Below are 14,129 nucleotides of genomic sequence, written 5' to 3'. Positions count from 1 at the left end.
CGGAACAAAAAAAGTATTACCACAACCTGCAATGTTTAAAAATTGTTAGGTTTTTGAAAGAAAAACAATTCAAACTGCATAAATTTATAAAATAGGTGGCAGAAGTTTTCAAAGTAAATTTAAAATTCCGCCAACAGCACTTTAAAATTGCCTAAAAAATGAATATCGATCAACCCTACGAACTTAGTCAAGAACAAATAGATTTCTATCAAAAAAACAGATATATTAAACTCAAAAATGTATTCGATTCAGAAACTTTGGCCTATTATGGTGAAAAAATCACCCAAAAAGTAAACGAACTCAACAATCAAGACAAACCACTGGATTCGAGAGATACTTATGGTAAGGCTTTTTTACAGATTTTTAATCTTTGGAGAGAAGACGAGAGCATAAAAGAATTTGTTTTAGGCAGTAGACTTGGCAAAATTGCTGCAAATCTCATGCAAGCAGAAGGAGCCAGAATTTATCACGACCAAGCTTTATTTAAAGAAGGCGGCGGCGGTATAACTCCTTGGCATGCAGACCAGTACTATTGGCCATTGGCCACCGACAAGACCATCACGGCTTGGATACCACTGCAAGTCATTCCGCTAGAAATGGGTCCGCTGGAATTCAGTGCGGGGAGCCATGCCATAGTAGAAGGCCGAGAACTAGCCATAAGCGATGACAGTGAAACATTGATTGCCCAAAAACTACGAGTAACTGATTTTGAACACGTTATAGAACCCTTTGACTTAGGAGAGGTGAGTTTCCATTCGGGTTGGGTTTTTCATAGGGCTGGAGCCAACCAAACTGACCAAATGAGGAAAGTTATGACGGTAATTTATATGGATAAAAACATGGTTTTGAAAGACCCAGAGAACGACAATCAAAAGAAAGATTGGGAAGTTTGGTGTCCAGGGGCGAAAGTTGGAGAGGTGATTGATACAGCCTTGAATCCTATTTGTTATCAGAGATGATGAAATCTTAATTTTTTCGCTACAAAAAACTTAATATTACCTCTTAAACCCTTTCTATTTCCCCAAAAACTCCTATATTTATTTCAGAAACCCTTATATAAATGACTTTTGATTATATCATAGTTGGAGCTGGCAGTGCTGGTTGTGTTTTGGCCAATCGCTTGTCGGAAAATCCTGAAAACTCGGTTTTGCTTATAGAAGCTGGCGGGAAAGACTCCAAAATGGAGATTCATATACCCGCAGGATATGCCAAACTGCATAGAACTGAAGTCGATTGGGGCTATTACACCGAGCCACAAGAGCATATTTTGAATCGAAGAATTTACTTGCCTCGAGGAAAAGTTATGGGTGGCTGTAGCTCCACCAATGCCATGGCTTATGTGAGAGGGAATAAAGAAGACTACAACGATTGGGCTAAACTAGGCAACAATGGATGGGCTTATGATGACATTTTGCCATTTTTTAAAAAATCAGAAAACAACCAAGATATTCAGAATGATTTTCATGGAAATGAAGGTGAGTTGAATGTAGAATTTTCCAAGAATTTCAAAACTCCTTTTTCCCAAGCTTTCATTGAATCTTGTATAGAAAGTGGTTTTTCTGATAATAAAGATTATAACGGCGAGCAACAAGAAGGAACGGGCCGGTTTCAATTCAATATCAAAAACAGCAAAAGACACAGTGCTGTTGATGCTTTTTTGAATCCCATCAAACACCGAAAAAACCTTACTATTCTGACCAATACATGCATAGAGCGAGTTTTGATAGAAAAAGACAAAGCCGTCGGAGTAGAAGTAACCAACAAATCAACTGGTATTTACAAAGCTTCCAAAGAGGTAATTCTTTCTACTGGCTCCTTTATTTCTCCACAAATATTGATGCTTTCGGGCATTGGTGATAAAGATGAGCTGAAAACCCATGGAATTGAATGCAAAAAGCATCTTCCGGGCGTTGGGAAAAACTTGCAAGACCATTTGTTCTATGCCATTAGTGCACTTACAACCACCCAGGAAGGCCAAAACCATCACTTAAAACCCCTGAATCAACTCAAAGATTTGGTGCAATATTTACTTTTCAAAAAAGGTATTTTTACTATTGGCCCATTAGAAGCCATTGCATTTGGAAGCACTTCTTTGAGTCCAGAACGTGTTGATTATCAGTTTCATTTTGCTTCACTGCATCTTGGCGACGATTATTCTTGTGATGTGTATGACATCAAAACCTTCCCAACCATTGACGGAATAAGTATCCTTCCAACCCTCTTACGACCAAAAAGTAGAGGATTTGTAGCTTTAAGAAGTAAAAATGCCAAGGATTCACCTTTAATTCAGCCCAATTTTTTGGAACATGAAGTCGACCGAAAAGTATTGATTGAAGGTGGAAAAAAAGCTTTGGAAGTACTAGCGGCTAATGCATTTTCAAAGCATATTGACAAGCTAATAACACCGCCATTGGGTAAGACGGATGAGGCCATTTGGGATCATATTCAGAAACAAGTCGAGACCGTTTATCACCCCGTTGGTACTTGTAAAATGGGAAATGACGAAATGGCGGTGGTAGATAGTTCGCTGAAAGTTCATGGCATTGAAAACCTCCGAGTGGTGGATGCTTCCATCATGCCGACTTTGGTTTCGGGCAATACCAATGCCCCTGTTTACATGATTGCTGAAAAGGCCGCAAACATGATTTTGAGTGACAATAAATAACGTTTCCATAACAAAACATTAATTTCACAAGACATTTTATAAAAACAAAAAAACTCATTTCCTTAAAATTTCATGGACAAATTCGAGCAAATTTTCAAAAATAACGAAACTTGGGTAGCGGATAAACTAGAGAAAAATCCAGATTATTTCAAAAACTTAGTAAAAGGACAAAGCCCTGACTTTCTGTATATTGGCTGCTCAGATAGCCGAGTAACTGCCGAAGATTTGATGGGCGTGCAGCCAGGCGAAGTGTTTATTCATAGAAACATCGCTAATATGGTGGTCAGCATCGACCTGAACGTGATGAGTGTAATCAATTACGCAGTGAAGCACTTGAAAGTTAAACATATCATCGTGTGTGGGCATTATGCTTGCGGTGGTGTAAAGGCCGCCATGCAACCCATAGATATGGGCATTCTGAATCCGTGGCTGAGAAATATCAGAGATGTGTATAGAACTCATAAAGATGTTCTCAACGCAATAGCTGACGAATCGGCCCGATACGATAAATTGGTTGAATTAAATGTTCAAGAGCAATGCATCAATGTCATAAAGCTCGCTGCCGTGCAAGAAGCTCACAAAGAGAGAGGCATTACTGTTCACGGGTGGGTTTTTGATATTCATTCGGGCAAATTGATAGACCTAAAAATCGATTTCCCGAAGATTCTTTCAGAGATTATGGAAATATACAGGCTGGAATAAGTCAATGTCTGTTTTGAACAGTAATAAACCTACTGAATTTCATCAAAAAAGGCAGCCTCAAAGAAGCTGCCTTTTCGTATAATTAATGAGCTATTACTTTACTTCAATATTCATTTCCTTTTGAAGAGCTTCTTTTGATTTTGGTAATATGACCGACAGAATGCCGTCTTCGTACACAGCAGTTATATTTTCAACACCCACTTTCCTGTTCAACGCCACCAATCTTTCAAAAGTTTTTACAGGAAATTCCTGCTGGATAAATTTTGGTGGGTTTTCTATTTCTTGCAGACCCGTAATGTGTAAAACATCCTCTTTTACGGCTATAGAAATATTTTCTTTGCTAAATCCAGTGGCATAAACTTGTACCAAATAATCAGTTTCATTTTCTGAAATATTTATTGGAACGTTGTATTTTGGGCGACGGAAACCTCCGCCAAAGTTTTGCATTTTATGAAATGCATGATGATAATGAGCTTTGTCACTACACATATTTTTAATTGTTTTTTTGGTTAATACTTTTTTGATTGTCGTGTCCCTGCTTGCAATGCTTTGCATCAGCCCCGAAATGCTTATTGTGGTGTCTCCAGCCAAAATGAGCTGTCAATGCACCGAAAGTGAGTATAGCTGCTATAATGCTTACAAAAAATCTTGGTCTTCTCTTCATAATTTGTACATTTAAAAATTAATCAATGTTGATGATTTGGCTATTTTGATTTCTGTTTTTGAAAACAACATTTTCAAATCCAGACATAGCATAAACATCATTGCGAACGGTGCGATATTGGGCTTGGGCATATCGCATTCTTCTTCTAAAACCTATGCCCATAAGAAGAAAGAAGACTAAAAAGAACAGCATAACAAACGGAGCAAAAAATAAGGTAGCTCCCATAAATACTCCAAACAAAATTGACTTTAACATTTTTAATTTATTGTTTATATAAGTGAAGACGAGTAAGTGGAGATTTTACTTTAAAGTTTTCTATTTATTTTTGAAATAAACCACAAATATCTATAAATGAATATGTTATAAACAAAAAAAAGTCTTTCACTCATGAAAGACTTTTAAAAAAATCAAAATCTAATACTTATCATTTCCCGCACCTTTCCTTCCATTGTTCCTTAAAAGCTTGCTTTTCTTCATCACTCATGTTCATGAATTTTTCCTTGAATTTTGATTTTCCAAACGGGGGTTTTCGGTATTCTGACCTTTTAAAATTAAAACCACCAAACAAAATCCTACTCAAAACAAAAAGTCCCATAGCTTGTAAATAAGTGATTTTTGACCAATGAAAAATATCTGGAATAAGCCAGTTCCAAAGCTGCATAATTACCCAACCAAAAGCCAAAAAACCTGCTATGACCACTGGAATAAAGAAAAGCCCCTTTTTCATTGTTTTAATAATTTAATTCTTCGTATAAATAATTCAATCTATTTCTCAGGTGTTTTACAGCGTAACCTTTTCGACTAATAATCGTTTTCAGATTTTCGCCTTTGAGGTCTGATATTTGCTGTAAAGTTAAATCTTCCATTTCGTTTAATACAAAAACTTCCCGCTGATTTTCAGGAAGTTCTTGTAAAGCTCTTTCGAGTTCACCCCAAAAAGTCTCTTTAAATAGAGCCAAATCGGGGTTGTTGCTATCGTCTAAAAGCAGTATTTCTTTAAACATCAAATCACCATCAGAATCTTCAAAAGCATAATCTTCGAGTGAGTCTGTAGTTTTCTTTCTATACTTGTCTGTTACTTTATTTCTAGCCACTTGATAAAGCCAGGCACTCACGTTTTCAATGTCTTCTAAATTTCCAAAACTCGAAAGTTGATACCAAACGTCCTGTAGAATGTCCTCGGCGTCTTCATTTGAACGGACCTTTCCACGAATAAACCCAAACAGCTTTTTTCCAAAAGCTTGAATGGTGGATTTAATCGTACTGGCTTCTTCGCTCATTAATTTTTGTAATAGTATTTTTATGAAGACGAACTACTTTGGCTTTTACTTTAATTTATTTGAAAAATCATAAAATAATTTCTTAAATAACTGACAAACAACATTTTCAAGGAAACATTTCTATTTTATCGAGAATGAAATTGTATTTCTTTAAGTGTATAAATTTTTTTTCATTATATTCGACTCACAATCAACCGAATAAAAACCAAAACCATGAATATTGTATCCGAAGAGGTAAATATCGACCAAATAAATAGAATATTTCAGGCTCAAAAAGCTAATCAATTTGCTATTGCCAACGCCCCTCTAAAAGAGCGAAAGTCAAAACTTAAGGCACTTTTAAATGCTTTAGAAAACACTTTCAGGCAAGAATTAAGAGACGCCATGATGGCTGATTTTAAGAAACCGAAAGCCGATGTTGACCTTTCGGAGATATTTCCAGTTACAAGCGAAATAAAGCACGCCATCAGTCACCTTGGAAAATGGACTGCCAAACAAGCAGCCGATACACCTTTGGCTTTTTTCGGTTCCACTTCTTATATCAAATACGAACCCAAAGGTGTTTGTCTGATCATAGCTCCGTGGAATTTCCCTGTTAACTTGCTTTTAAGTCCTTTGGTGTCGGCCATTGCTGGTGGAAATACAGCAATTTTGAAACCTTCAGAATTTACGCCACATACCTCAGCGGTTTTGGCCAAATTGATAAAAAGCGTTTTCAACGAAAACGAAATAGCCTTGATAGAAGGTGGCATAGAAACTTCATCGGCATTGTTAGAATTGCCATTTAACCATATTTTCTTTACTGGGGCACCCTCAATTGGTAAAATTGTAATGAAAGCCGCAGCAAAAAATCTAGCTTCAGTTACTTTGGAGTTGGGCGGAAAATCACCCACCATTGTAGATGAAACAGCCTCAATAAGTACAGCAGCCAAACGAATTGTTTGGGGAAAATTCCATAACAGTGGGCAGATTTGTATCGCACCCGACTATGTGTTGGTTCATGAATCCAAAAAAGACGAATTGATAGAAGCCATGAAAAAAACTTTGGCTGTTTTTTATGGTTCTGATGCACAAAGCTCTGAATCTTACGGACATATCGTCAACCAAAAACACGCTGAAAGAGTAAATGATTACATTCAAGACTCAGTTTCGAAGGGTGCAAAAGTTGTTTTTGGAGGAAAATCCGACACCGCAAAGAGTTTTATTGAGCCAACTATAGTCTCCGAAGTTCCGGCAGACTCCGCATTGATGCAAAATGAAATTTTTGGACCTGTTTTGCCTATAATTTCTTACAAAAATCTTGACGAAGCCATCGACAAAGTCAACTTGGGCGAAAAACCATTGGCACTTTATATCTATAGTAAAAGTGAGAAAAATATTGAAAAAATCATGAACAATACCCGAGCTGGCAACTCGTGCATAAACAACAACGACCTGCACTATTTCAATCCCAACTTGCCTTTTGGTGGCTCTAACAACTCTGGAATAGGCAAAGCACACGGTATTTTTGGTTTTCAAGAATTCACCAATGCCCGCGGGGTTTATCGCCAACATTTACCCAGTACCTTAGAGCTCTTGATGCCACCCTACAACAGTTTGAAAGAAAGATTGATAGAATTGGTGGTGAAGTTTTTTTGAGAATTCTAGGTTTAAATAGCCTAAATTAATCAGTTAGTCTATTTAGATTCATTTTATGATTATAAATAAACTAAATTGATTTAAAATTTTATCTAAAACTTATGAACAAACTTTACAAAGCCCTATTCTTTATTTTTTCCTTATTATTAACTCAAGTGAGTTACTCCCAAAAAATCAAAGCCTTAGTTGGCGGTACTTTGCTGGATGGTTTTGGTGGGCCACCCATTCAAAACTCAGTAGTGCTCATTGAAGGCAAAAGAGTAAAAGCAGTTGGCCGAATCGGCGAATTGGCCATACCAAAAGATGCTGAAATCATCTCAACCGAAGGCATGAGCGTAATGCCCGGCTTATGGGACATGCACGTGCATTTGATGATTAACGGCCACAGCAATTATACCCATTGGGACAGTACCTACATCAAAAAATTCGAGTCTATCATTATGCCGGCGTCTGCTCATCAGCTACTTATGGCTGGCGTTACGAGTGCTAGAGACTTAGGAGCACCGCTTGAGGCGAGTATCAATGTCCGAAACAAAATAAACCAAGGCAAAATACCTGGTCCGACTATTTATGTTTCGGGGCCGTTTTTGCAACACCGCCCTTATCCCAAAACCGAGGAATTCCGTTGGGGAATTTATGGAGAAGAAGACGCTAAAGCCAAAGTCAAAAAATTGGCAGACGCAGGCGTGGATGTAATAAAACTCATTGACCACGATGAAATGACAAAAGGAGAGGCACAAACCATTGTAAATGAGGCCCATAAATATGGATTGCCCGTGATAGCTCACAGCCATAGACCCAACGAAATACGCGTTGGACTTGAAATCGGTGTGGATTGTTTTGAGCATACTGGGCTTTCTTCTGCCCCAGAATATCCAGAGGACATTATAGCCGCGATAAAAGAGCGAACTGCCAAAATGAGCATGGGGCCACTTTTTTGGACACCGACAGTTGAAGGACTTTATAACTACGAGTATGTGAGAGACAACCCCGAAAAGTTGGACGACCCATCGTGGCACTTAGGCTTGCCAAAAGACATTATTGAGGATATTAAAGGCTCTTTAAAATACCCAGGACAAATGCCGTATTTTCAACTAACTCCAATCAGAAAGCCTACATTGACTAAAAAAATGAACCAGTTGAAAGATACGGGCGTAGTGATGGTGATAGGTACGGACAGTGGAATTCCGATGAAATTTCACAGTCAAAGCACTTGGAATGAGTTGGATGTGTGGGTTAACAAAATGGGTATAGACCCTATGTACGCCATAAAAGCCGCAACTTATTGGCCAGCAGTAGCCATGAAAGTAGATAAAGATTATGGCAGCATAAGTGCTGGTAAATACGCCGATATTATTACCGTCAGAGGTGATGTACTCAGGCATATTTCGCTTTTACAAGATGTAAAAATGGTCATCAAACACGGCGAAAGAGTAAAATAATTTTTAAAAAAACATGAACCTAAAAACATCCAAGGTTTTCAAACAAAACCTTGGATGTTTTATTTAAATGGCACTCTCAGCAATTTTATTTTTGTAATTCCAAAAAGCCGAAACATTTACTATTTTCCATTCATTATTAATTTTTTCCATCAGCCTAACCTCTTTGGACTGAAGAAAATACGAATTGGTACGGTCACTGTTATACTGATCCCATGTGAGGTGTGCTGCTTCGTTTCCGTAGAACTTAACTTTTATATTTTTCCTAACCACCTTTGGATGACTTGAACCAGCTTCTTCTTTTTCTTGAGGATTTTCTTTAATGTATTTCCCAAGGTTTTTTTCAATGGTATTCCATCCCACGCTGGCATCAAATGTGCCGTCGGCGTTGCTCCAAGCTTGGTAGGAATAATCGGTATGCGTAAACTGATTTTGCCAACAGTCATAGTCTCTTTTAAAAAAACAATCTGTTTCGGCCTCAATCACTTTCATGATACTGGCTTTTTCAGCGTTTTCGTCAAAATTGGTTTGGGCGACTTTGGTACAAGAAAAACAGGCGAGAGGAATTAATGCTAGAAATTTGATAGGCAGTTTCATGATATTGAAGTTTAAAATGTTAAAAATTCAAAACACCGAAAAATCAAAAAAATCTACATCAGGATAATTATGACAAAATGTAAACTAAAGTTTTGAGAAATCCAAGAAAAATTACAGATATTTTCTTAAAATAATTAAATTTTTTCTATGAATTTGAATATTACTTTTTTAAACAAAAAAAACTACTGATAAAAAATCAGTAGCCTCCAAAACCCAATTTTTTCAATTGTATTTTACTCATACTCACACAAATAGCTTGTTTGAAAAGGTACATTCGCCCAAAACTTAGAATTTGCAGGAACATCAAACGATTCGCCATCTTCATACACATTGATGTCTTCCTCGCCGTGGATTTTTACTTCCATTTTGCCTTGAATCACGGTCATAGTTTCTGCCGATCCCGTGCTAAATTCGTACTCTCCTTCGTTCATTACGCCTACCGTTGATTTGCCATTTTCTGTAGCGTAACCCAATGATTTTACATTTCCTCCAAAATATTCGTTTACCGAAATCATAATTGTATTTGTTATATTTTCTTCAAAATTAAGGTTAAAAAATGGTACTTGAAAACCCTAAATGGAATAGCAGCAGCAATTAGATGCACCGCAAAGGCGGAAAGTCGCAAAGAATTACAATTCTGCGGCTAACTATATAAATTTACTTGTACCAATTTCCCATTAACCATCTTAAAAATCCTTAAAATCCCAATCCTAAGTATTTTTCTGCTAATTTTGACTCGAAATATTGAAATTACGCAAATATCTTTTCACGAATTAAACTTTATGATTTATGGAAGAATGTTTGCGTCTTTGCGACCTAGCGGTTAAAATAAATATATGAAAATCTTAGACAAGTATTTGATAAAGAAATTTTTAAGCACTTATGTGTTTGCTGTATTTATCATAGTCTTGGTCATAGTGGTAATTGATTTTGTGGAAAAGAACGACAATTTCATAGAGCATAATGCTCCCACAAAAGCCATTTTTTTGCAATACTACGCCAACCTTGCTCCATATTGGGCCAATTACATCAGCCCGTTAATGATATTTATTTCAACAGTATTTTTTACAGCCAAACTCGCTTCACATACTGAATTAGTGGCTATACTAAGTACCGGTACTAGCTTCAGACGATTAATGTATCCTTATATTTTAGGCTCTAGTATAGTGGCTATTTTTTCATTCTTTATGGTAGGTTGGGTATTGCCGAAGGCAAACAAAACTCGTATAGCTTTTGAGAACAAGTATATTGAGGACAAATACTACTTTGCCGACCGTGACATACACATGGCGGTGGACAAAAACATTTATGCCTATCTTTCGTCTTATGACAATACCAGCAAAACGGCCTACGATTTTACTTTGGAAAAAGTTGAAAACAATCAATTGATAGAAAAGCTTACCTCCAGACGAGCGGTTTATATAGATTCAATAAAAAAATGGCAACTCTACGATTATAAAATTCGTAAAATAGGCATTCTAAAAGACCAACTTAAAATAGCAAGCGGTTCAGTGCCTTTAGATACAGCCATTAACATGTTTCCAACAGACTTTGAAAACGCCAACAATATCCACGAAACCATGACTATTCCTCAGCTCCGAAAACAAATAGCCTTGGTAAATAGCCGAGGAGCCGAGGGCGTCGAAATTTTCCAAATAGAATATTATCAACGATTTGCAACACCTTTTGCCGTAATTATTCTTTCTTTGATGGGTCTTATTGTTTCAGCCCGAAAAACCCGAGGTGGCGTAGGACTTCAAATAGCAATCGGCTTCGTTTTGGCCTTTGTCTATATACTTTTTTATATCATGTCTAAAGGTATTGCCGAAACCGGTGACATGCCAGCCTTGCTTGCAGTGTGGTTACCAAATCTCGTATTCTCCTTTATTGCTACAATAATGTATTTTACGGTACCTAGGTAAGCCTAAAATCAAAGGTGCTTTTAATAAATCTTATTGGAAATTTCACCTCCACTTAATCTTCTTGGGATTCGAGAATAAAGTAATAATTCCAAACACAAAAAGATAAACCGCATACAGAAAATCGAAGTAAGGGATTTTCCAAGACTTTATGGTATTGCTAAGTTTTTTGTTGGCCTTTGCCAAAACTATCCACTTGATAACGAGCCAAATACAGAAAACAAAAAGTATCAACCTCATCCAATCATTGAATGGATACCAGTGAGCCAAGCCATATTGCTTCAGAAAATCATTCGAAATTCTGGACCATTCTGGAGCTTCAAACCAATCAGGTTTAATGAAAAATACAGGTAAAAAGAAAAACCAGGATATCAATTCGCTCATCCACAAAAGTCCGAGATTAAGCTTATCTTTAAATTTGTAACGTTTCCCAACTGATAAGTGCCTGCGTTTTTGCACAAACCATTCCTCCCAAGTTTCTTTCGGAATAGAGTTTGTAGCTGCATTTTCGCTGATACAAATCGCTACATTATCTTTTGTTGCAGCATCATTTATAAACAAATCATCGTCTCCGCTCAAAAGTCCATAATGCCTTGTAAACCCATTATTTTTCCAAAAAAGCGACTTTTTATACATCAAATTTCGACCTACACCCATGTAAGGAACCTTTGTCAAAGCAAAAGAAAAGTATTGAACAGCCGTCTGAAAAGTTTCGTACCTGATAAGAGCATTCAAAGCTCCAGGCATAAATTTATACTTAGAAAAACCCAAAACAATGTCTTTATCAGCGTCCATTTGAGCTACCATAGTTTTTAACCATTGGTCACTTTCAGGCCTGCAGTCGGCATCAGTAAAGAGCAAAACATCATTTGTTGCCTTCTTTATAGCCATAGTTACAGCATATTTTTTGGCTGTGAAATGTTGTGGAAGATCTAAAATTCTCAAAAATTGAAGCCTTTTGATGTTTCCCTCGTTGGTTAGTAAATAGTCATACGTGCCGTCACTTGATCTATCATCAGCCACCAAGATTTCAAAATTAGGGTAATCTTGATTATCTAAAATTGGCAATAATTCTTGTAGATTTTGAAGTTCGTTAGAAGCCGCCACTATGATAGTTACTGGTGGCATATCGGCAACCGTCTCAAAGTCATTGTGACCAACGAGTTTGGTGAATACAAAAAGAACATACACGAGCTGCACAGCCAATGCAATAAAGAATATTATAGGGAAAACAAACTCCAATGTTTACGGGGTTTAATTAAAACTTCTGCAAAAATAGTATTCCTTTTTTAGAATCTTTCAAATATAGCCAATTTAAAAGGACACCATCACAAAACTCCAATTTGAAAAAAGGTTTGTTAATCAGCACATAAAGCCTGAAATTTGCAACATGAAATTTGAACTTCAAAAAACAGACAGCCAAACCAAGGCCAGAGCAGGTAAAATAACTACGGATCATGGCGAAATATTGACACCCATTTTTATGCCCGTTGGCACAGCTGGAACCGTAAAGGGTGTGCATACCAAAGAATTATTAGAAGAAGTAGAGGCTCAAATAATATTGGGAAATACCTATCATCTATATCTCCGACCAGGCCTCGATATTCTTGAAAAAGTAGGTGGCTTACACAAATTCAACGGCTGGCACAAGCCCATACTGACAGACTCAGGTGGCTATCAAGTATTTAGCTTAAAAGAAATTAGAAAAATAACCGAAGAAGGCGTTTATTTCAATTCGCACATTGACGGCTCCAAGCATTTGTTTACGCCCGAATACGTGATGGACATTCAAAGGGTAATAGGTGCGGACATCATTATGGCTTTTGACGAATGTCCACCCTACCCATGCGACCACGAGTACGCAAGAAAATCTATGCACTTGACGCACCGCTGGCTGGAAAGGTGTGTTAAAAGAATCAACGAAACCGAACCCAAATACGGCCACAGCCAAGCACTTTTCCCTATTGTTCAAGGTAGCGTTTACAAAGATTTAAGGATACAATCTGCAGAGTTTATTGCTTCGCAAAATCAGCTAGGAAACGCCATTGGCGGCTTATCTGTTGGAGAACCTGCCGAAGATATGTACGAAATGCTTGAAATTGTGAACGGCATTTTGCCGGAGTCAAAACCTAGATATTTGATGGGCGTAGGTACTCCTGAGAATATATTGGAGGGAATAGCTCTCGGAACCGACATGTTTGACTGCGTAATGCCAACCAGAAATGCTCGAAACGGCATGTTGTTCACCACACAAGGAATTATCAACATCAGAAATAAAAAGTGGGAAGATGACTTTAGTCCAATAGATCAAGAATTAGGTGGATATGTAAGTACTTTTTATTCAAAAGCGTACCTAAAACACCTCAACAAATGCCAAGAAATGTTGGCTGCTCAAATAGCCAGTGTACATAATCTTAGATTTTATCTTTGGTTGGTGGGTGAAGCTAGAAAACATATTCTTGCTGGTGATTTTGCTCAATGGAAACCATTGGCTGTCAAGAAATTGATGCAGAGATTGTAAAAAAAGAGATAACATAAATACGAAAATATTTTTACATAAAAAAAGGAGCGGATGCTAGTCATGGTCGGAAGAAATTCCGGCCATTTTTATGTTTTAAAGTGTATATTAGGATTTCCACCAGATAAGATTACGATTTCTCTTATCAGCAAGTTTCTGACCTCCATTTTAAACCTTCTTTTTGCGGTTTTATAACTAAGGTTGTTGGCATGCTTATATACAAGTATCAGCATTGCTGCTATTAAAGTCATGTAAAGCATTACTTTTATTCCATTTTCATTTAGTGAAACCAGATGACTTACATTAAGCTCTTGTTTTATAAAACGAAAAAACACTTCTATGTCCCAACGTTTTTTATAAATATCGGTAATTTCCTTTGCCGTCAAGTCGAAGTTATTGGTGATAAATGCCATTTTATACTCTCGATTGTTTTTACTTTCGGTCATAATTAACCTTAAAGGAGTCTGTACAATTTCCTCTCTATAATGAAGATTTCCTTTTTTATTTTGTATAGGTTTTCCTGTATAAAGGTAGACCTTACTATCTTTTAATAAGGTTAATGACCCTAAGTCACAATCGGTATTCGAGTTTATTAATGACGAAAGCTCTTCGTATTTGCGATTTTCTTTGGCTCTGGCTACGAACTCAATTTTCTTAGAAGAAAACTCGCTCATAGTTTGTGTTGACTGCAATCCTCTGTCAATAAC

General features: G+C 37.0%; 16 protein-coding genes. 7 read left to right on the top strand and 9 right to left on the bottom strand.

Annotated elements, in window-relative coordinates; genetic code table 11:
* Positions 1–158 precede the first annotated feature (158 nt).
* The 3 genes from EGI26_RS18960 (at position 159) to EGI26_RS18950 (ending at position 3,367) form a co-directional block, all read left to right on the top strand.
* Positions 159–959 carry a phytanoyl-CoA dioxygenase family protein gene (locus EGI26_RS18960; RefSeq protein ID WP_255080645.1) on the top strand — a complete coding sequence of 267 codons (801 nt, stop codon included), beginning with the start codon at positions 159–161 and terminating at the stop codon, positions 957–959.
* Between the two features lie 101 nt (positions 960–1,060).
* Positions 1,061–2,665, top strand: a complete 1,605-nt coding sequence (locus EGI26_RS18955; protein ID WP_255080644.1) for a GMC family oxidoreductase — start codon at positions 1,061–1,063, stop codon at positions 2,663–2,665.
* A 72-nt stretch (positions 2,666–2,737) separates the two neighbouring features.
* Positions 2,738–3,367: a carbonic anhydrase gene (locus EGI26_RS18950; protein ID WP_255080643.1), complete on the top strand. Its 630-nt coding sequence runs from the start codon at positions 2,738–2,740 to the stop codon at positions 3,365–3,367.
* 93 nt (positions 3,368–3,460) lie between these two features.
* Here EGI26_RS18950 and EGI26_RS18945 read toward each other — a convergent pair whose 3' ends face one another.
* The 5 genes from EGI26_RS18945 to EGI26_RS18925 form a co-directional block, all read right to left on the bottom strand.
* Positions 3,461–3,856, bottom strand: coding sequence for an Hsp20/alpha crystallin family protein (locus EGI26_RS18945; RefSeq protein ID WP_255080642.1), 396 nt, complete (start codon positions 3,854–3,856; stop codon positions 3,461–3,463).
* 4 nt (positions 3,857–3,860) lie between these two features.
* Positions 3,861–4,031: a hypothetical protein gene (locus EGI26_RS18940; protein ID WP_255080641.1), complete on the bottom strand. Its 171-nt coding sequence runs from the start codon at positions 4,029–4,031 to the stop codon at positions 3,861–3,863.
* A gap of 18 nt (positions 4,032–4,049) precedes the next feature.
* Positions 4,050–4,286 (bottom strand): hypothetical protein, encoded by a 237-nt coding sequence (locus tag EGI26_RS18935; RefSeq protein ID WP_255080640.1) that lies wholly within the window; start codon positions 4,284–4,286, stop codon positions 4,050–4,052.
* Between the two features lie 169 nt (positions 4,287–4,455).
* Entirely contained in the window at positions 4,456–4,758 is a 303-nt protein-coding gene (locus EGI26_RS18930; RefSeq protein ID WP_255080639.1) for a hypothetical protein, read from the bottom strand.
* Positions 4,759–4,762: 4 nt separating this feature from the next.
* Positions 4,763–5,311 carry an RNA polymerase sigma factor gene (locus tag EGI26_RS18925; protein WP_255080638.1) on the bottom strand — a complete coding sequence of 183 codons (549 nt, stop codon included), beginning with the start codon at positions 5,309–5,311 and terminating at the stop codon, positions 4,763–4,765.
* Positions 5,312–5,524: 213 nt separating this feature from the next.
* Here EGI26_RS18925 and EGI26_RS18920 point away from each other — a divergent pair, with 213 nt between their 5' ends.
* Together EGI26_RS18920 and EGI26_RS18915 are read left to right on the top strand one after the other, a co-directional pair.
* The gene (locus EGI26_RS18920; RefSeq protein ID WP_255080637.1) at positions 5,525–6,949 is read left to right on the top strand and encodes an aldehyde dehydrogenase family protein; all 1,425 of its coding nucleotides are present in this window, start codon (positions 5,525–5,527) and stop codon (positions 6,947–6,949) included.
* Between the two features lie 101 nt (positions 6,950–7,050).
* Entirely contained in the window at positions 7,051–8,391 is a 1,341-nt protein-coding gene (locus EGI26_RS18915) for an amidohydrolase family protein (protein WP_255080636.1), read from the top strand.
* 63 nt (positions 8,392–8,454) lie between these two features.
* On the opposite strand, the gene EGI26_RS18910 is transcribed toward EGI26_RS18915, so the two are convergent.
* Together EGI26_RS18910 and EGI26_RS18905 are read right to left on the bottom strand one after the other, a co-directional pair.
* Positions 8,455–8,985 carry a hypothetical protein gene (locus EGI26_RS18910; RefSeq protein ID WP_255080635.1) on the bottom strand — a complete coding sequence of 177 codons (531 nt, stop codon included), beginning with the start codon at positions 8,983–8,985 and terminating at the stop codon, positions 8,455–8,457.
* A 233-nt stretch (positions 8,986–9,218) separates the two neighbouring features.
* Positions 9,219–9,500 (bottom strand): pyrimidine/purine nucleoside phosphorylase, encoded by a 282-nt coding sequence (locus EGI26_RS18905; RefSeq protein ID WP_255080634.1) that lies wholly within the window; start codon positions 9,498–9,500, stop codon positions 9,219–9,221.
* A 321-nt stretch (positions 9,501–9,821) separates the two neighbouring features.
* Between EGI26_RS18905 and EGI26_RS18900 the strand changes: the two genes are divergently transcribed.
* Positions 9,822–10,907, top strand: a complete 1,086-nt coding sequence (locus EGI26_RS18900; RefSeq protein WP_255080633.1) for an LptF/LptG family permease — start codon at positions 9,822–9,824, stop codon at positions 10,905–10,907.
* A 42-nt stretch (positions 10,908–10,949) separates the two neighbouring features.
* On the opposite strand, the gene EGI26_RS18895 is transcribed toward EGI26_RS18900, so the two are convergent.
* The gene (locus EGI26_RS18895) at positions 10,950–12,146 is read right to left on the bottom strand and encodes a glycosyltransferase (protein ID WP_255080632.1); all 1,197 of its coding nucleotides are present in this window, start codon (positions 12,144–12,146) and stop codon (positions 10,950–10,952) included.
* Between the two features lie 148 nt (positions 12,147–12,294).
* Between EGI26_RS18895 and tgt the strand changes: the two genes are divergently transcribed.
* Complete coding sequence (gene tgt / locus EGI26_RS18890) at positions 12,295–13,425, top strand: tRNA guanosine(34) transglycosylase Tgt (protein WP_255080631.1); 1,131 nt, start codon at positions 12,295–12,297, stop codon at positions 13,423–13,425.
* Between the two features lie 86 nt (positions 13,426–13,511).
* On the opposite strand, the gene EGI26_RS18885 is transcribed toward tgt, so the two are convergent.
* Positions 13,512–14,129: transposase (locus EGI26_RS18885; RefSeq protein WP_255080630.1), on the bottom strand; the 618-nt coding region annotated here is incomplete at its 5' end.

The organism is Lacihabitans sp. CCS-44, from assembly GCF_024343735.1.
Taxonomy (GTDB): Bacteria; Bacteroidota; Bacteroidia; order Cytophagales; family Spirosomataceae; genus Leadbetterella.
This window is presented reverse-complemented; position numbering and strand designations above follow the sequence as displayed.

What these genes read in the sequence shown, in the direction of transcription:
- EGI26_RS18945 (WP_255080642.1), bottom strand. Translation starts at nt 3,856, where the DNA reads ATGTGTAGTGACAAAGCTCATTATCATCATGCATTTCATAAAATGCAA.
- EGI26_RS18940 (WP_255080641.1), bottom strand. Translation starts at nt 4,031, where the DNA reads ATGAAGAGAAGACCAAGATTTTTTGTAAGCATTATAGCAGCTATACTC.
- EGI26_RS18905 (WP_255080634.1), bottom strand. Translation starts at nt 9,500, where the DNA reads ATGATTTCGGTAAACGAATATTTTGGAGGAAATGTAAAATCATTGGGT.
- tgt (WP_255080631.1), top strand. Translation starts at nt 12,295, where the DNA reads ATGAAATTTGAACTTCAAAAAACAGACAGCCAAACCAAGGCCAGAGCA.
- EGI26_RS18900 (WP_255080633.1), top strand. Translation starts at nt 9,822, where the DNA reads ATGAAAATCTTAGACAAGTATTTGATAAAGAAATTTTTAAGCACTTAT.
- EGI26_RS18960 (WP_255080645.1), top strand. Translation starts at nt 159, where the DNA reads ATGAATATCGATCAACCCTACGAACTTAGTCAAGAACAAATAGATTTC.
- EGI26_RS18935 (WP_255080640.1), bottom strand. Translation starts at nt 4,286, where the DNA reads ATGTTAAAGTCAATTTTGTTTGGAGTATTTATGGGAGCTACCTTATTT.
- EGI26_RS18930 (WP_255080639.1), bottom strand. Translation starts at nt 4,758, where the DNA reads ATGAAAAAGGGGCTTTTCTTTATTCCAGTGGTCATAGCAGGTTTTTTG.
- EGI26_RS18910 (WP_255080635.1), bottom strand. Translation starts at nt 8,985, where the DNA reads ATGAAACTGCCTATCAAATTTCTAGCATTAATTCCTCTCGCCTGTTTT.
- EGI26_RS18915 (WP_255080636.1), top strand. Translation starts at nt 7,051, where the DNA reads ATGAACAAACTTTACAAAGCCCTATTCTTTATTTTTTCCTTATTATTA.
- EGI26_RS18955 (WP_255080644.1), top strand. Translation starts at nt 1,061, where the DNA reads ATGACTTTTGATTATATCATAGTTGGAGCTGGCAGTGCTGGTTGTGTT.
- EGI26_RS18950 (WP_255080643.1), top strand. Translation starts at nt 2,738, where the DNA reads ATGGACAAATTCGAGCAAATTTTCAAAAATAACGAAACTTGGGTAGCG.
- EGI26_RS18925 (WP_255080638.1), bottom strand. Translation starts at nt 5,311, where the DNA reads ATGAGCGAAGAAGCCAGTACGATTAAATCCACCATTCAAGCTTTTGGA.
- EGI26_RS18920 (WP_255080637.1), top strand. Translation starts at nt 5,525, where the DNA reads ATGAATATTGTATCCGAAGAGGTAAATATCGACCAAATAAATAGAATA.